The following is a 16,721-nucleotide window of genomic DNA, read 5'->3' as shown; positions in this document are numbered from 1 at the left end:
GACTCCGGCCACCGGTGTCCCTCTAAAGTACGGGGCATGCGGTTGCTGGTGCTCGGAGGAATCCGGTCCGGGAAGTCGGAAGTGGCTGAGGCGCTCGTCGCCGGAGCCGGCGCGGTGCGGTACTTCGCAACCGCCCAGGAAAGCTCCTCGGACGACGGCTGGGCGGCGCGCATCGCCGCGCATCGGGCGCGCCGGCCCGACACGTGGGTCACGGAGGAGCTGGGCGGCTCGTCCGAGCGGCTGGCGGAGCTGCTGAGCGCGGCCAAGCCCGAGGAGACGATCCTCGTGGACGACCTCGGGGGTTGGCTCGGCTCGGTGTACGACACCATCGGCGCCTGGTCGAACCCGTCCGCCGCCGACGATCGCATCGGCGTCCTCGCCGACGCGGTGCGCTCGTGCGCCGCGGGGCTGCTGGTGCTGGTGGGGCCCGAGGTGGGCCTGGGCGTGCTGCCGGCGACCGAGGCCGGCCGGACGTTCGCCGACGCCAACGGGCTGCTCAACCAGCGGATCGCGGCCGCCTGCGACGGCGTGGCCATGGTCGTGGCCGGCGAGGTCAGCTGGCTGCGCGGCGGCGAGCTGGTCGGGCAGGCCGGCCGGCGCGAGGCCTCGCTGCCGGTCGGCGCCGGCCCGATCGCCCGGGCCGCGCAGGCCCCGGCGGCCGCCCCGGCGCCCGTCGCCGAGCCGTTCGTCTTCGAGGCGGCCGGCGCCGGCTCGGTGCTGTCCACCGCGGACGGCGGCGACGCCCTGTCGTTCTCGCCGGGCATGGAGCTGCCGCTGCCGGACGAGTCGACCGCGCACGAGGCCGCCGAGCGCCTGCTGACCCTGCGGCTGAGCGGCGCCGGCCTGGGCGGGCTGACGCCCGTCGTGCGCTTCGCCGGCGGCGTGCAGGGCCGCCCCGACCCGCGCCCGTTCCAGCAGCCCCGCGTGCTGGTCCTGCGCGGCGACCGCACCGGCGGCTTCGCGGCCGGCGACAGCGCCGAGGCCGCCGACCGCCGCCTCGACGACGTCGTCGAGGGCACCGCGACGATCGCCATGCTCGCCGCCACCGCCGGCGCGACGGTCCAGGCCATCGACTGCCCCGACGCCGGCCCGGCCGAGCTGCACGACACCCTCGACGACTCCACGGTGGACGCCTCGCTGACGCTGGGCTGGCGCCTCGCCGACGCGGCCGCCAACGAGGGCGTCGACCTGCTGGTCCTCGGCTCCTGCGGCTCGGGCTCCGACGCCGCGGCGGCCGCGATCGTGGCGGTGCTCACCGGCGCCGAGCCGGCCGCGCTGCTGGGCCGGGTCGTGGACGCCTCCGGCTTCGTCGACGACGCCGCCTGGGTGCGCAAGGTCGGCGCCATCCGCGACGCGCGCCACCGCATCCGCAACCGCAGCCGCGACCCGCACGTGATGCTCTCGATGCTCGGCGGCGGCGACATCGCCGTGGCCACCGGCATCGTGCTCGGCGCCGCGTCCCGCCGCCTGCCGCTCATGATCGACGGCCCGGTCGCCATCGCAGCCGCCCTGGTCGCCCGCGACTACGGCGCGCAGACCCGCCACTGGCTGCTGATGCCCGACCACGGCGAGAACCCGACGGTCAAGCTCGCCGCCGACGTGCTGGGCGCCAACCCGTTCCTGCAGCTGCGCCTGGACCTGGGCGAGGGCTGCACGGCGCTGACGGCGCTGCCGCTGATCAACACCGCGCTGACGATCGCCGCGGCCACCCCGCCGCGCACCGCCGCCCCGGCCGACGAGGCCGACGACGGGCGCAGCGAGCAGGAGCGCATCGAGGACGAGATCCAGCGGGTCGTGGCGGACTCCCCCACCGCCGAGATGCCGTACGTGAAACCGTCGTGGGAGGACTGAGGCTCGCACTGAGCCTGTTCACCGTCGCGCCGGTCCGCGCCGATCGCCTGGACCGGCCGACGGTACGCCTGGCCATGCTCCTGGCCCCGCTGGCCGGCGCGCTGCTGGGCCTCACCTTGGCCGCCGCCGCCCGCGCCCTGGTGTTCGCGGGCGCGGCTCCCCTGCTGGCCGCGGCGGTGCTGGTCGCGCTCTCCCTGCTGCTCACCCGCGGCCTGCACGCCGACGGCCTGGCGGACACGGCGGACGGCCTGGGCTCGTACGCCCCGCCGGAGCGCGCCCTGGAAATCATGAAAAAGTCGGACATCGGGCCGTTCGGGGTGGCGGCCATCGCCTCGGTACTGCTGATCAACGCCGCCGCCGCGACCGCGCTCCTGTCCGCGTCGTGGCCCTCGGCCCTGGCCACCCTCACCGCGGCCTACGCGGCGGGCCGGCTCGGCGCCACCGTCTCGTGCCGCCGCGGCCTGCCCGCGGCCCGTCCGGAGGGCCTGGGCGTGATGGTCGCCGAGACGGTGCCGCGCTCGCTGCTGGCCGCGGCCGTGCTGGTCGTGGCGGGCCTGGCGGCGCTGGCCGACCCGTGGCGAGGCCCCGCGGCGGTGCTGGCCGCGGTGGCGGTCTCGTGGGCGCTGACGGCACACGCGCGCCGGCGCCTGGGCGGCCTGACGGGCGATGTGATCGGCGCCGCGATCGAGCTGTCGACGGCGGCCGCGCTGATCGTCCTGGCGACGGCCTGACCGGATATGCCCGTCGCTTGGTGACGGACATATCCGGGATGTCGGTTACGTTCGTGACGCGCGCCACAGTGGCCGCGCCGACGGGGTCAGCGGACCGAGGACTTCACGAACGGGGGCTTGACCACACGGACGGCCGAGCGGCGCCCGCGCACGTCCAGGGCCACCTCGTCGCCCTCGGACACGCCCGCGGCGGTGTCGATCAGGGCCAGGCCGATGCCCACCTTGCGGGTCGGCGAGAACGTGCCGCTCGTCACCTCGCCGATCGGGGCGTCGCCGGAGCGCTCGAGAACCGTCATGTGCGCCCGCGGGATGCCCCGGTCCAGCGCCTCGATCCCCCACAGCAGCCGCCGCGGGCCCGCCGCCTTCTCGGCCAGCAGCGCTTCGCGGCCCCAGAACGCCGGCTTGTTCCAGCCCACGGCCCAGCCCGAGCGCGCCTGCACCGGCGAGATCTCGAGCGAGAGATCCTGGCCGTGCAGCGGGTAGCCCATCTCGGTGCGCAGGGTGTCGCGCGCGGCCAGGCCGCACGGGCGGGCGCCGGCCTCGACGATGGCGTCCCACAGCGTGTGCGCGTCGTGGGACGGGATCACGAGCTCGTAGCCGTGCTCCCCGGTGTACCCCGTGCGGCACACCACCACGTCGGTGCCGTTGTAGGCGGAGACGGTGAAGCTCATGTAGTCGTGGTCGGTGGGCAGGCCGAGCTCCGACAGCAGTTCGGTGGAGCGCGGGCCCTGCACGGCCAGCACCGCGAAGAGCTCGTGCTGGTCGACCACGCTGATGCCGGTCGGGGCCTCGGCGACGAGCCGGCGGACCACCTCCGCGGTGTTGGCGGCGTTGGGGATCAGGAAGACATCGTCGTCGCCGAACCGGTACGCGATGAGGTCGTCCACCACGCCGCCGTCCTCCGCCAGGCACAGGGTGTACTGGGCTTGGCCTGCGCCGATGCGGTCGAGATCGTTGCTGAGGCATGCGTTGACGAAGGCGGCCGCGCCCCGGCCGCGGACCCGGGCCTTGCCCAGGTGGGACACGTCGAACACGCCGACGTCCTCGCGGACGGCCGTGTGCTCCTTGAGCACGCCGCCGCCGGCGTACTCCAGGGGCATCTCCCAGCCGCCGAACGCCGCGAACTTGGCACCGAGCGCTGCATGACGGTGATACAACGCGGGGTGCCGCAAGGGTTGCGTCATGCCCGCAACCTATCGCGTTGGTTATCGTGTCCTGCACCCGATTGGGCGGCATGCTGAATCTGCGGAGAAGCCGCAGTGAATCCGCGGCCGCCCGCAGCACATCAGACCACCACGACGATGCTCACGAACCACGAGTGATGTGGAGCCGAAGTGACCTCCCTGACCCTGGTCGACACCGACCCAGCCGCACTTGCCGCCGACGCTCTCGTCATCGGCGTCTACGCGCACGAGGGGGGTGACGCGAAGCTGCTGCTCGCCCCGGGCGCCGAGAGCGTGGCGGCGGCATTCGGCGACCGGCCGGGCGGCGGGCTCGCCGAGACGCTGCGGGCGCTCGGCGCGACCGGCGCGCTCGGCGAGGTGACCAAGCTCGCCGCGTTCGGCGCGGTGGCCGCCCCGATCGTGGCCGCGGTCGGGCTCGGCGCGCCGGTCGACGGCGACCAGGGCCGGGTGCCCACGGCGGAGTCGCTGCGCCGGGCGGCCGGCGCGGCGGCGCGGTCGCTGGCCGGGTCGGCGTCGGTGGCGCTGGTGCTGCCGCTGGCCGACCGCGACGAGCCGGCCGACGCCGAGATCACCACCGGCGTGCGCGCCGTCGCCGAAGGTGCGCTGCTGGGCGCCTACCGTTTCGCGGGGTACAAGTCCAAGCCCGCGGCCGGGCGCCGCGACCCGGTGCGCAAGGTGCTGGTGCACGTCCCCGACTCGGGCGCGAAGGCCGCCAAGCAGGCGCTCAAGCGCTCCGGTGTCCTCGGCTCGGTGGTCGGGCGCACCCGCGACTGGATCAACGCGGCGCCGAACGAGCTGCGCCCGCCGCAGTTCGCCGACGAGGTCGCCGCGGCCGCGCGCGAGGCGTCGCTGGACGTGACCGTGCTCGACGAGAAGGCGCTCGCCCGGCAGGGGTACGGCGGCATCCTGGCCGTCGGCCTGGGCTCGGCGGCCGCGCCGCGCCTGGTGCGCATCGCGTACGAGCCGGCCGGCGCCACCCGGCGCATCGCCCTCGTCGGCAAGGGCATCACGTTCGACACCGGCGGCGTGTCCATCAAGCCGACCGCGGGCATGTGGGAGATGAAGTCCGACATGTCCGGTGCGGCGGCCGTGGCCGCGACCATGCTCGCGGTCGCGCAGCTCAAGCCGAAGGTGGCCGTGGTGGCGTACGCGCCGATGGCCGAGAACATGGTCTCCGGCAGCGCGTACCGGCCGGGCGACGTCGTGAAGATGTACAGCGGCGAGCAGGTCGAGGTGCTCAACACCGACGCCGAGGGCCGGATGATCCTCGGCGACGCGATCGCCCGGGCGTGCGAGGACGAGCCCGACTACCTGTTCGAGGTGTCCACGCTCACCGGCGGGCAGGTCATCGCGCTGGGCAAGCGCATCTCCGGCGTGATGGGCACCCCGGAGCTGTGCGAACGGGTCCGCGACGCGGGCGAGCGGGCCGGCGAGCCGGCGTGGCCGATGCCGCTGCCCGAGGACGTGCGCAAGGGGATGGACTCCGACGTAGCGGACATCTCACAGGTCAACTCGGGCATGGACCGGGCCGGGCACATGCTGCAGGGCGGCGTGTTCCTGTCGGAGTTCGTGACCGAGGGCGTGCAGTGGGCACACATCGACATCGCGGGCCCGAGCTACCACTCCGGCGAGCCCTTCGGCTACTGGGCCAAGGGCGGCACGGGCGTGCCGGTGCGCACTCTCGTGGAGCTGATCGAGGAGATCGCCGCCGAGTGAAATCGCGCTGATCGAGAGGTCGCCCAGAAGAACGCGCTGATCGAGGAGATCGCCGCCGAATAGGAGATCGGCTCAGCTCTTCTTGTTCCGCGCGTTGTAGTCGCGCCAGCGCTGCGGATAGCCGACCAGCGCGATGTCGTAGATGGGCATGCTCAGGCGGTGCGCGAACTGGCGCGCCGCCTGAGGGCTGTGCATGCGGCGGCGGGTCCACTCACCGTCGTGCGCGATGAGCAGCAATGTCGTCTCCGTCACGGTCGTGCGGGGCTCGATGAAGCCCTCGACGCCACGGCGCGAGCGCACGAACTCCTCGAGGTAGGCCAGGTCCTCGCGGCTCGCGGTGCGTCCACCGGCTGCCGGCTTGCGTCGGCGGAACCACGCCACGATCCGCTCCCTCCCGATCGAGCTGACCACGGTCCCGCGGCTCGACGGGGGCGCAGCCATCGGGGTCCGTGGACAGGGTACGTCGTCGAAGCTCCCCGCAGGAGCCCGCGACTGGGCACCTACCGTCGCAGGCGAGCAGCGCAAGTGACAAGATGGCCAAGGATCGGAAGGTCGACCTGTGGGGTCCGGCCTCCCCGGTCATGCGAAGGGCGAACCCCGCATTCGCACCGTCACGAGCCGACAGGCCCGTGCATCACCTGGGAGAATTCGTGAGCGACCCACACGCCAACTCCTTCGACGTCCTGATCCTGGGGGGCGGCAGCGGCGGCTACGCGGCCGCGTTCCGCGCGGCGCAGCTCGGCCTGTCCGTCGCGCTGGTCGAGAAGGACAAGCTCGGCGGCACGTGCCTGCACCGTGGCTGCATCCCGACCAAGGCGCTGCTGCACGCTGGTGAGGTGGCCGACGCCGCCCGCGAGGCCGACCAGTTCGGCATCCAGGCGTCGTTCAACGGCGTCGACATGAAGGCCGTCAACGCCTACAAGGACGGCGTGGTCACCAAGCTGTACAAGGGCCTGCAGGGCCTGGCCAAGGCGCGCAAGGTGCAGCTCATCGAGGGCGAGGGGCGCCTGGTCGCGCCGGACGCCGTCGAGGTCGCCGGCACGCGGTACACCGCGAAGAACGTCGTGCTGGCCACCGGCTCCTACTCCAAGACCCTGCCCGGGCTGGTCGTCGACGGCGAGTGGGTCATCACCAGCGAGCACGCGCTGGGCCTCGACCACGTGCCGGCCTCGGCGATCGTCCTCGGCGGCGGCGTGATCGGCTGCGAGTTCGCCAGCGCCTGGAAGTCCTTCGGCGTCGACGTGACCATCGTCGAGGCGCTGCCCCGGCTGCTCGCGGTCGAGGACGAGGCGAGCTCCAAGGCGCTCGAGCGCGCCTTCCGCAAGCGGGGCATCAAGTTCAAGGTCGGCAAGCCGTTCGAGGGCGTCGAGCGCACCGACTCCGGCGTGAAGGTGACGATCCAGGGCGGCGAGACGATCGAGGCCGAGCTGCTGCTCGTGGCCGTCGGGCGCGGGCCGACCACCGCCAACCTCGGCTACGAGGAGCAGGGCGTGAAGATGGAGCGCGGGTTCGTCCTCACCGACGAGCGGCTGCGCACCTCCGTGCCCGGCGTCTACGCCGTCGGCGACATCGTCCCCGGTGTACAGCTGGCGCACCGAGGCTTCCAGCAGGGCATCTTCGTGGCCGAGGAGATCGCCGGCCAGCACCCGCAGGTGTTCGAGGAGTCCGGCATCCCGCGCGTGACCTACTCCGAGCCGGAGGTCGCCTCGGTCGGGCTCAACGAGTCCAAGGCCCGCGAGATCCACGGCGAGGACAAGATCGAGACCCTGCAGTACGACCTCACCGGCAACGGCAAGAGCCAGATCCTCAGGACCGCGGGCTTCGTGAAGCTCGTCCGCGTCAAGGACGGCCCTGTCGTCGGCGTCCACATGGTGGGAGCCCGCGTGAGCGAGCTCATCGGCGAGGCCCAGCTGATTTACAACTGGGAAGCGTTCCCGGGCGATGTCGCCCCGCTGGTGCACATGCACCCCACGCAGAACGAGGCTCTCGGCGAGGCGCACATGGCGCTGGCCGGCAAGCCGCTGCACGTCCACTGAGTCAACTGGCAACCGACCGCCGCCACAGTAAGGCCACCACAGCAAGAACGAGGAGTCGTTTCACATGCCGGTATCGGTCACCATGCCCCGGCTGGGCGAGAGCGTCACCGAGGGCACCGTCACCCGCTGGTTGAAGCAGGAGGGCGACCACGTCGAGGCGGACGAGCCGCTGCTCGAGGTCTCCACCGACAAGGTCGACACCGAGATCCCGTCCCCGGCGGCCGGCGTGCTGACGCGCATCGTCGTGCAGGAGGACGAGACCGCCGAGGTCGGCGCCGAGCTGGCCGTCATCGGCGACGGCTCGGAGGGCGGGGCCGCGCCCGCGGCCGAGAGCGCACCGGCGGCCGAGCCGGCCGCCGAGCCCGAGGAGGAGCCCGCCGCCGAGCCCGAGGCGGTCCAGCCCGCCGAGGAGCCCGCGGCGCAGGCACAGCAGGAGGCGCCCGCCGGTGCGGCCGAGGGCACCGCCGTGAAGATGCCCGCCCTGGGCGAGAGCGTCACCGAGGGCACCGTCACCCGCTGGCTCAAGCAGGTCGGCGACAGCATCGAGGCCGACGAGCCGCTGCTCGAGGTCTCCACCGACAAGGTCGACACCGAGATCCCGTCGCCGGTCTCCGGCACGCTGCTGGAGATCAAGGTCGCCGAGGACGAGATCGCCCAGGTCGGCGCCGACCTGGCCGTCATCGGCGTCGCGGGCGGCGCCCCGAAGGCCGCGCCCGCACCGGCACCGCAGCCCAAGGCCGAGCCGCAGCCGCAGCCGCAGCCCAAGGCCGCCGCGCCGGCGCCTGCCCCGGCGCCCGCACCGCAGCCGAAGGCCGAGCCGGAGCCGCAGCCCGCGGCCGCCGCGCCGGTTTCGGCCGGCCCGGCGACCAACGTCACCGCGGCGGGCGGCAACGGCAAGGTCGAGGCCGAGGACGCCGGCTACGTCACGCCGCTGGTGCGCAAGCTCGCCGCCGAGCACGGCGTGAGCCTGTCGAGCCTCGCCGGCACCGGCGTCGGCGGGCGGATTCGCAAGCAGGACGTGCTCGACGCTGCGGCCAAGGCGAAGGCGGCCGCCGAGGCGGCCAAGGCCGCGCCGGCACCGGCCGCCGCGGCGCCCGCACCGGCCGGCACGACCGCGGCCGCCCCGAAGGCGGCGCCGAGCCCGCTGCGCGGCCAGACCCAGAAGCTGACCCGCATGCGGGCGCTCATCGCGCGGCGCATGGTCGAGTCGCTGCAGATCTCGGCCCAGCTCACCACGGTCGTCGAGGTCGACGTCACCAGGGTGGCGAAGCTGCGGGACAAGGCCAAGGCGCAGTTCCTGGCCACGCACGGCGTGAAGCTGTCGTTCCTGCCGTTCTTCGCCCTGGCGGCGGTCGAGGCGCTGCGGGTGCACCCCGTGGTGAACTCCTCGATCGACGTCGAGGCGGGCACCGTCACCTACCACGACGTCGAGCACCTCGGCATGGCCGTGGACAGCGACAAGGGCCTGATCGTCCCGGTCATCAAGAACGCGGGCGACCTCAACCTGGCCGGCCTGGCCAAGCGCATCGCGGACGTGGCCGACCGGACCCGCAGCAACAAGCTCAGCCCGGACGACATCGCGGGCGGCACGTTCACGCTGACCAACACCGGCAGCCGCGGCGCGCTGTTCGACACGCCGATCATCAACCAGCCGCAGGTCGCGATCCTCGGCACCGGCGCGGTCGTCAAGCGGGCCGTCGTGGTCAGCGACCCCGACCTCGGGGAGATCATCGCGCCGCGCTCGATGGTCTACCTGGCCCTGTCCTACGACCACCGCATCGTCGACGGCGCCGACGCCGCGCGCTTCCTCACCACCGTGAAGGAGCGCCTGGAGGCCGGCCACTTCGAGGCCGACCTCGGCCTCTGAGTCAAAGAATCGGGCCTGCGGCCCAAGCGTTCGTCAGGGGCGTCCCGCTCGCGGGGCGCCCCTTCGCCGTCCGGTGAACCGAAGCGTGACCGGCGCCAGCGCCGCGGCGGGCGCGCGACCCGCCACAAGTCTATCTATATAGAATTGTTCCGTGGGTGCCCCGCACAGGCAATATGACCGTATGCAGATCCTGATCTCGGGGGCGTCCGGGTTCCTCGGCCGGCACCTCGTGCGCCACCTGCGCGAGGCCGGGCACGGGGTGACGCCGCTCGTGCGGCGGCCACCGCGGCCGGGCGAGGTGCGCTGGGACCCGACCGCCGGGGTGCTGGACGCGAGCGTCGTGGCCAAGGCCGACGCCGTGATCAACCTCTCCGGCGCGGGCGTCGGCGACAAGCGGTGGACCGCGCAGTACAAGAAGGTGCTGCTCGACAGCCGGGTCGACACCACCCACACGATCGCCCGGGCGATCGCCGGCGCCGCGACCAGGCCGCGGGTGCTGCTCAACGCCTCCGCCGTCGGCTACTACGGCGACACCGGCGACCGGGAGGTCGACGAGTCCTCGCCCGCGGGTGAGGGCTTCCTGGCCGACCTGTGCAAGGTGTGGGAGGCGGCGACCCACCCGGCCGAGGACGCCGGCACGCGGGTCGCGCTGCTGCGCACGGGGTTTCCGCTGGACCGCGAGGGCGGGCTGCTCAAGCCGCTGTACCTGCAGTTCCGGCTGTTCGCGGGCGGGCGCATGGGCAGCGGCCGGCAGTACCTGCCGTGGATCTCGGTCCCCGACTGGCTCGACGCCGTCACGTTCGTCCTCGAGCGGCAGATCAGCGGGCCGGTCAACCTCACCGGTCCCGAACCGGTCACCAACGCCGACTTCTCCGCCGCGCTGGCCCGCGCGATGCACCGGCCCAACCTGCTGCCGGTGCCGGGCCTCGCGCTGCGGGTGGCGGCCGGCGAGTTCGGCCGCGAGGCCCTCGCCAGCCAGCGGGTGCTGCCGGCGGTGCTGGTGCGCGAGGGGTTCACCTTCGCGCACCGCACCGTCGACGAGGCCCTTCAGCAGGCCGTGTCGTCGATCACCCAGTAGTTCGCGCCGGTCTGGCGCAGCCCGTGGGTGGTGAACACGTTGTAGAGGCCCATGTTCTGGTTGGAGCCGTTGGCGTACACGTACCCGAGGCTCTGGTGCGCCCGGCCCGCCGTGACGTGGGCGTAGTTGGTGGCGCGCACGCACGGCCCGGCGCTCTGGGTGGGCGTCGGGCTGGTGCTCGGGCTGACCGTGGGGCTGGCCGACGCGCTGGCGCTCGCGGTCGGGCTGGTGCTCGGGCCGGCGCCGTTGTCCAGGCCCCAGTCCACGGCCTGGTAGTACGACGAGCAGATGGTGTCCTTGTAGTAGGTCCCGGCGGTGCCGCACTGCTCCGTCGCGGAGCCCGGGTCGACGGGCGTGGCGTGCGTCATGCCCGACACGAGGTACACCTTCACCTTGTCGGCGTAGTTGGACAGCGACGTGCCGCCGGGCAGCGACGCGGTCGAGGTCGGCGTCTGCGACACGCCGAGCACGTTCGTCCACTGGTCGCGCAGCTCGGTGGCGTTGGCCGGCGCGACCGTGGTGTCGGAGGTGCCGTGCCAGATCGCGACGCGCGGCCGGGCGCCGCCGTAGCCGGAGTAGGCCGCCCGCACCAGGTCGCCCCAGGCCGCCGGGGTCTTGTCGACGCCCGGGTTCATGCAGCTGTAGGCGCTCGTCGTCGAGGTCGCGCACCGGTACGGCAGGCCGGCCATGATCGCGCCGCCGGCGAACACGTCCGGGTAGGTGGCAAGCATCACGGCGGTCATCGCGCCGCCGGCCGACAGCCCGGTGACGTAGACGCGGGACGCGTCCGTGCCGTAGTTCGCGACGGCGTAGTCGACCATCTGCTTGATCGACAGCGCCTCGCCCCCGCCGCGCGCGGTGTCGCCGGTCTCGAACCAGTTGAAGCAGCTCGTGCTGTTGTTCGCCGACTTCTGCTCGGGCAGGACCAGGGCGAAGTGCCACAGGTCGGCGTACTTGCGCCAGCCCGAGTTGGTGAAGTAGTCGTTCGCGTTCTGGGTGCACCCGTGCATCGCCACGACCAGGGGCGCGCCGGAAGGCAGGCCGTCGGGGCGGTACGAGTACATCGTCAGGTTTCCGGGGTTGGAACCGAAGCTCGACACGGTCGTCAGCGTGGCTGCGTAGGCCGGCGTGGAAACGGTGGTGATCGCTACGGCGGCGGCGAGCGCCGCGAAGGCGGGCAGGATGAGTCGCAATATGCGGGGCATGGCGGTGCCCTTCCTCGTGTGGGGAGCACCACGCTAGGTGTGAGGTTCGACGCACCACTATGTCCCGATGCCACACATTCCGCGGCTCGGCCAGTGTCCCGGAGGCGAGGGTTAGGCTGCAGTATGCGAATCGTCCAGGCCGGAGTGGTCGAGTACGAGGCGGCGCTCGCTGAGCAGCGGCGCGTGCACGCCGAGGTCGCCGACGGCGCGGCGCCGGACACGGTGCTGCTGCTGGAGCACCCGAGCGTCTACACGGCCGGCAAGCGCACCGAGCCTGCCGACCGGCCCTTCGACGGCACGCCGGTGATCGACGTGGACCGCGGCGGCAAGATCACCTGGCACGGCCCGGGCCAGCTCGTCGGCTACCCGATCATCCGGCTGCCCGACCCGGCGGACGTGGTCGCCTACGTGCGGCGCATGGAGCAGATGCTCATCGACGTCTGCGCGGAGCTGGGGCTGGACACGATCCGGGTCGAGGGGCGCAGCGGCGTGTGGGTGGCGGCCGACGAGCGCGGGCCCGAGCGCAAGATCGCGGCCATCGGTATCCGGGTCGCCCGCGGCGTGACGCTGCACGGGTTCGCGTTGAACGCGGACTGCGACCTTTCGCGGTACGACATCTTCGTGCCCTGCGGCATCCGCGACGCGGGTGTCACGTCGCTGTCGGCGGAGCTCGGCCGGGACGTGACCGTCGAGGAGGTCACCCCGATCGTGGAGCGGCACCTCAAGACGCTGTACTGACCCGGTAGGCCACGACCGGGATCAGCTCCGGGTCGACCTCGTCGAGGCGCTCGTGGTCGTCGCACGCGAAGCCGAAGAGCGCCTGCATCGAGGCCCAGGTGAGATCGGCGGGGCGCTCGCGGGCCTCGAACGGCAGCGGGTCGCCCTCGTCCTCGGTCACGGCCGGGTCGACGCAGACGCTGAGCGCGCGCACCCGGGCGCCGTCGCGCCAGACGCCGTAGCTGCACCACTCGGCGTCGCCGTGCGCGGCGTGCAGGTAGACGTTGCGGCGCTCGGTGGCGGCCAGCACCGCCGGGTCGAGCTCCGACGGGCGGCGCGGGGTGAGCCGCCAGCTGCACACGATGTCGAGGCCGGGGAACGAGCCGACGACGAGGACGCCGTCCGGCGGGTCGAGCGCGTCGACGAGCAACTCGTCGCCGATCTCCTCGAGCGCGGAGCCGGGAAAGAGGCGCTCGGCGAGCACGCGGGTGGCCGGCTTGTCCAGCACGGGATAGGACCGCAGGACGTCGATCGGGTTGCCGTCGGAGAAGACCACGAGCGTGTCGTTGAGCGCCACGACTCAGTCATTGCCGTACCACCCAGTAGAGAAACCTCGCGAACGTGACGTCAATCGCGTTCCCAGCGCTTGGGCATGCCCCGGGCGTAGTCTTCGGACTGTGACCGCCGTTGTTCCCGAAGGCCGTCGTCTGCTGCGCATCGAAGCGCGAAACGCGGAGACGCCGATTGAGCGCAAACCGTCGTGGATCAAGGTCTCGGCCAAGATGGGTCCCGAATACACGCATCTTCGGGGGCTCGTCCAGCGCGAGGGCCTCCACACGGTGTGCCAGGAAGCCGGCTGTCCCAACATCTATGAATGCTGGGAGGATCGCGAGGCGACCTTCCTCATCGGCGGCGATCAGTGCACCCGCCGATGCGACTTCTGCCAGATCGACACCGGCAAGCCGGCCGAGTTCGACGCGGACGAGCCGCGCCGGGTGGCCGAGTCGGTGGCGACGATGGGGCTGAAGTACGCCACCGTGACCGGTGTGGCGCGCGACGACCTGCCCGACGGCGGCGCGTGGCTCTACGCCGAGACCGTCCGGCAGATCCACGCCCTGGTCGAGGGGTGCGGCGTCGAGCTGCTCATCCCGGACTTCAACGGCGAGCCGCAGCTGCTGGCCGAGGTCTTCGAGGCGCAGCCCGAGGTGCTCGCGCACAACGTCGAGACCGTGCCGCGGATCTTCAAGCGCATCCGCCCGGCGTTCCGCTACGACCGCTCGCTCGGCGTGCTGACCAAGGCGCGCGAGGCGGGCCTGGTCACGAAGTCCAACCTGATCCTCGGCATGGGCGAGGAGCGGGCCGAGGTGTCACAGGCGCTGCGGGACCTCTACGAGGCCGGCTGCGAGCTGGTGACGATCACGCAGTACCTGCGCCCGACCCCGCGCCACCACCCCGTGGAGCGCTGGGTGAAGCCGGAGGAGTTCGTCGAGCTGCGCGAGGAGGCAGAGCAGATCGGCTTCGCAGGCGTGCTGAGCGGGCCGCTGGTGCGCTCCTCGTACCGGGCCGGCCGACTGTACCGCCAAGCCCTGGACGGCCGGGCTCTCAACGCTTGATGTCATCCCTCTAGACTCGGGGGTATGGCAAAGGCCCAGGAGCCGGAGAAGGTCTCCTTCTTCACACGGCTCAAGCAGATCGGCATGGTGTTCTCGTTCACCGCGAAGCGCGACAAGGTGTTCGTCCCGCTCGTGGTGACGGTCGTCCTCGTTCCGCTGATCGCGGTGGGCGTCGCTATCGCGCTGGGCCTATCGTGGATCTTCGCGCCGGTCGGCGTCCTGCTCGCCCTGCTCGGCACCGTCATCGTGCTCAACCTGCGCTCGCAGAAGGCCATGATGAAGGAGGCCGAGGGGCAGCCCGGCGCCGCGGCGTCGATCATCGAGAACATGCGCGGCGACTGGCGGGTGAGCCCGGCGATCGCGTCCACGACGCAGTTCGACATGGTTCACCTGGTCATCGGCCGCCCCGGCGTGATCCTGATCGGCGAGGGCAACCTGAGCCGGGTCAAGGGGCTCATCGGCCAGGAGCGGCGCCGCCTGGTGAAGGTGATCGGCAACGCGGAGCTGCGCGACTTCATCGTCGGCAACGAGGAGGGGCAGATCCCCCTCGCCAAGCTGCGCAACACGCTGATCCGGCTGCCCCGCTCGATCACGGCCAAGGACGTCAACTCCCTGGACAAGCGGCTGACCGCGCTCTCGGCGCGCCCGCAGATGCCCAAGGGCGCCCTGCCCAAGAACATGAAGCCCCCGAAGGGGCAGTTCAAGGCGATGCGCGGCCGCTGAGCAGCGCTTACACGGCCTGCACGACCGAGCCGACCGCTCGATCGTGCAGGCCGCGCTGGTTCTGGTCCATGATCAGCGTGGTGATCAGCGGAAGCATGATCAGGGACCGCAGCAGTGCCCGCGGTACACCCAGCGGACCCCCTGTGTGCAGAGACACACAGCGGATCCGCATGAGCCGCATGCCGAGCGTCTGGCCGAAGAAGCCCAGGAACAGGGTGTACACCACGACGAAGATCCCCGGCGCAAGCCACGGCTCATCGGTAGGTTTGGCGAAGACACCCGCGATGAGCAGGCACGATATCCAGTCGATCAAGAGCGCGCCGAATCGGCGGGCCAGCGAGGCCGGTGCGGGTTCCACGACGGGTCAGACTATCGAACGACCCGACCCGGCTGATCGGCCGAGCTAAGGCCTGCGAAACATAGCGGAAACAATCGAGACACGCCGGGGCAATCGCATGGTTCTACGGTCGCGACCAACCAGACACCTTCACACTGAAGTGATCACCAGACTGGTCATGCCTGAGACCTGGAGGACGAGTGTTCGCCAATTCTGAAGAGCTGTTGCGTTACGTAAAGGATGAGGGCGTCCGCTTCGTCGACGTTCGCTTCTGCGACCTGCCGGGGGTCATGCAGCACTTCAACGTGCCGGTCGAGTCGTTCGACGAGAAGGTGTTCAGCGAGGGTCTGGCCTTCGACGGCTCCTCCATCCGTGGCTTCCAGGCGATCCACGAGTCGGACATGCTGCTGCTCCCCGACGCGACGTCGGCCTTCATCGACCCGTTCCGCGTCGAGAAGACCCTCGCCCTGAACTTCTTCATCCACGACCCGTTCACCCGCGAGGCCTACTCGCGTGACCCGCGCAACGTGGCGAAGAAGGCGGAGGCGTACCTCAAGTCGAGCGGGATCGCCGACACGGCGTACTTCGGCCCCGAGGCGGAGTTCTACATCTTCGACTCGATCCGCCACGAGACGTCGGCGAACCAGGCGTACTACTACATCGACTCGATCGAGGGCTGGTGGAACTCCGGCAAGGACGAGCCGGGCGGCAACCGGGGCTACAAGACCGCCTACAAGGGCGGCTACTTCCCCGTCCCGCCGGTCGACCACTACGCCGACCTGCGTGACCAGATCGTGCAGCGGCTGCTGGGCGCCGGCTTCGTGGTCGAGCGCTCGCACCACGAGGTGGGCACCGCCGGCCAGGCCGAGATCAACTACAAGTTCTCGACGCTGCTGCACGCGGGCGACCAGCTCCAGCTGTTCAAGTACATCGTGAAGAACACCGCGTGGGCCGCGGGCAAGACCGCGACGTTCATGCCGAAGCCGCTCTTCGGCGACAACGGCTCGGGCATGCACACCCACCAGTCGCTCTGGCTGGGCGGCGAGCCCCTGTTCTACGACGAGGCCGGCTACGGCGGCCTGTCGGACACGGCCCGCTGGTACATCGGCGGCCTGCTGCACCACGCCCCGTCGCTGCTCGCCTTCACCAACCCGACGGTCAACTCGTACCGCCGCCTGGTGCCGGGCTACGAGGCGCCGGTCAACCTGGTGTACTCGCAGCGCAACCGCTCCGCCTGCACCCGCATCCCGGTGACGGGCACCAACGCCAAGGCCAAGCGCGTCGAGTTCCGCGTCCCGGACCCGTCGGCGAACGTCTACCTGGCGTTCTCGGCCATGCTCATGGCCGGCCTGGACGGCATCAAGAACAAGATCGAGCCGCCGGCCCCGATCGACAAGGACCTCTACGACCTTCCGCCGGAGGAGGTCGCCAACGTCAAGCAGGTCCCCGGCTCGCTCGACGAGGTGCTCAACACCCTCGAGGGCGACCACGGCTTCCTGCTCGAGGGCGGCGTGTTCACCCAGGACCTGGTGGACACCTGGATCTCGTACAAGCGCGCCAACGAGGTCGACCCGGTCCGCCTGCGCCCGACCCCGCACGAGTTCGCCATGTACTACGACGTGTGATCGATCGCACGTCTGGCTCCACCGCAGCGGCCCGTCCC

At 71.8% G+C, this 16,721-nt stretch carries 15 protein-coding genes; 10 read left to right on the top strand and 5 right to left on the bottom strand.

Annotated elements, in window-relative coordinates; translation table 11 throughout:
• Positions 1-36: 36 nt before the first annotated feature.
• Positions 37-1,851: a bifunctional adenosylcobinamide kinase/adenosylcobinamide-phosphate guanylyltransferase gene (locus tag ABD901_RS21105; RefSeq protein ID WP_345128819.1), complete on the top strand. Its 1,815-nt coding sequence runs from the start codon at positions 37-39 to the stop codon at positions 1,849-1,851.
• Positions 1,839-2,582, top strand: a complete 744-nt coding sequence (gene cobS / locus ABD901_RS21100; RefSeq protein ID WP_345128818.1) for an adenosylcobinamide-GDP ribazoletransferase — start codon at positions 1,839-1,841, stop codon at positions 2,580-2,582. Before ABD901_RS21105 ends, cobS begins: the two co-directional genes overlap by 13 nt.
• Before the next feature lie 86 nt (positions 2,583-2,668).
• Here cobS and gcvT read toward each other — a convergent pair whose 3' ends face one another.
• Positions 2,669-3,766 (bottom strand): glycine cleavage system aminomethyltransferase GcvT, encoded by a 1,098-nt coding sequence (gene gcvT / locus ABD901_RS21095; RefSeq protein WP_345128817.1) that lies wholly within the window; start codon positions 3,764-3,766, stop codon positions 2,669-2,671.
• 150 nt (positions 3,767-3,916) lie between these two features.
• On the opposite strand from gcvT, the gene ABD901_RS21090 reads away from it, so the two are divergent.
• Positions 3,917-5,482 (top strand): leucyl aminopeptidase, encoded by a 1,566-nt coding sequence (locus ABD901_RS21090; protein ID WP_345128816.1) that lies wholly within the window; start codon positions 3,917-3,919, stop codon positions 5,480-5,482.
• Between the two features lie 72 nt (positions 5,483-5,554).
• Here ABD901_RS21090 and ABD901_RS21085 read toward each other — a convergent pair whose 3' ends face one another.
• Entirely contained in the window at positions 5,555-5,863 is a 309-nt protein-coding gene (locus ABD901_RS21085) for a hypothetical protein (protein ID WP_345128815.1), read from the bottom strand.
• Positions 5,864-6,132: 269 nt separating this feature from the next.
• Between ABD901_RS21085 and lpdA the strand changes: the two genes are divergently transcribed.
• The 3 genes from lpdA to ABD901_RS21070 all read left to right on the top strand — a co-directional run bounded on the left by lpdA (position 6,133) and on the right by ABD901_RS21070 (position 10,463).
• Positions 6,133-7,518 (top strand): dihydrolipoyl dehydrogenase, encoded by a 1,386-nt coding sequence (lpdA, locus tag ABD901_RS21080; protein ID WP_345128814.1) that lies wholly within the window; start codon positions 6,133-6,135, stop codon positions 7,516-7,518.
• 64 nt (positions 7,519-7,582) lie between these two features.
• The gene (gene sucB, locus ABD901_RS21075) at positions 7,583-9,385 is read left to right on the top strand and encodes a 2-oxoglutarate dehydrogenase, E2 component, dihydrolipoamide succinyltransferase (RefSeq protein ID WP_345128813.1); all 1,803 of its coding nucleotides are present in this window, start codon (positions 7,583-7,585) and stop codon (positions 9,383-9,385) included.
• 181 nt (positions 9,386-9,566) lie between these two features.
• Entirely contained in the window at positions 9,567-10,463 is an 897-nt protein-coding gene (locus ABD901_RS21070; protein ID WP_345128812.1) for a TIGR01777 family oxidoreductase, read from the top strand.
• Here the strand turns inward: ABD901_RS21070 and ABD901_RS21065 are convergent.
• Positions 10,433-11,668 (bottom strand): extracellular catalytic domain type 1 short-chain-length polyhydroxyalkanoate depolymerase, encoded by a 1,236-nt coding sequence (locus ABD901_RS21065; protein WP_345128811.1) that lies wholly within the window; start codon positions 11,666-11,668, stop codon positions 10,433-10,435. The genes ABD901_RS21070 and ABD901_RS21065 overlap by 31 nt on opposite strands.
• A 123-nt stretch (positions 11,669-11,791) precedes the next feature.
• Here ABD901_RS21065 and lipB point away from each other — a divergent pair, with 123 nt between their 5' ends.
• Positions 11,792-12,406: a lipoyl(octanoyl) transferase LipB gene (gene lipB, locus ABD901_RS21060; protein ID WP_345128810.1), complete on the top strand. Its 615-nt coding sequence runs from the start codon at positions 11,792-11,794 to the stop codon at positions 12,404-12,406.
• On the opposite strand, the gene ABD901_RS21055 is transcribed toward lipB, so the two are convergent.
• Positions 12,390-12,962 (bottom strand): DUF6928 family protein, encoded by a 573-nt coding sequence (locus ABD901_RS21055; protein WP_345128809.1) that lies wholly within the window; start codon positions 12,960-12,962, stop codon positions 12,390-12,392. The genes lipB and ABD901_RS21055 overlap by 17 nt on opposite strands.
• Positions 12,963-13,062: 100 nt before the next feature.
• Here ABD901_RS21055 and lipA point away from each other — a divergent pair, with 100 nt between their 5' ends.
• Both lipA and ABD901_RS21045 read left to right on the top strand, forming a co-directional pair.
• Positions 13,063-13,998, top strand: a complete 936-nt coding sequence (lipA, locus tag ABD901_RS21050) for a lipoyl synthase (RefSeq protein ID WP_345128808.1) — start codon at positions 13,063-13,065, stop codon at positions 13,996-13,998.
• 24 nt (positions 13,999-14,022) lie between these two features.
• Entirely contained in the window at positions 14,023-14,721 is a 699-nt protein-coding gene (locus ABD901_RS21045) for a DUF4191 domain-containing protein (RefSeq protein WP_345128807.1), read from the top strand.
• Between the two features lie 7 nt (positions 14,722-14,728).
• Here the strand turns inward: ABD901_RS21045 and ABD901_RS21040 are convergent, their stop codons facing one another.
• On the bottom strand, positions 14,729-15,079 hold the full coding sequence (locus tag ABD901_RS21040) for an RDD family protein (RefSeq protein ID WP_345128806.1): 351 nt from the start codon (positions 15,077-15,079) through the stop codon (positions 14,729-14,731).
• A gap of 179 nt (positions 15,080-15,258) precedes the next feature.
• Here ABD901_RS21040 and glnA point away from each other — a divergent pair, with 179 nt between their 5' ends.
• The gene (glnA, locus tag ABD901_RS21035) at positions 15,259-16,683 is read left to right on the top strand and encodes a type I glutamate--ammonia ligase (RefSeq protein ID WP_345128805.1); all 1,425 of its coding nucleotides are present in this window, start codon (positions 15,259-15,261) and stop codon (positions 16,681-16,683) included.
• Positions 16,684-16,721: the final 38 nt, after the last annotated feature.

The sequence above is a fragment of the Dactylosporangium darangshiense genome (assembly GCF_039537565.1).
Lineage (GTDB): Bacteria > Actinomycetota > Actinomycetes > Mycobacteriales > Micromonosporaceae > Dactylosporangium > Dactylosporangium darangshiense.
This window is presented reverse-complemented; position numbering and strand designations above follow the sequence as displayed.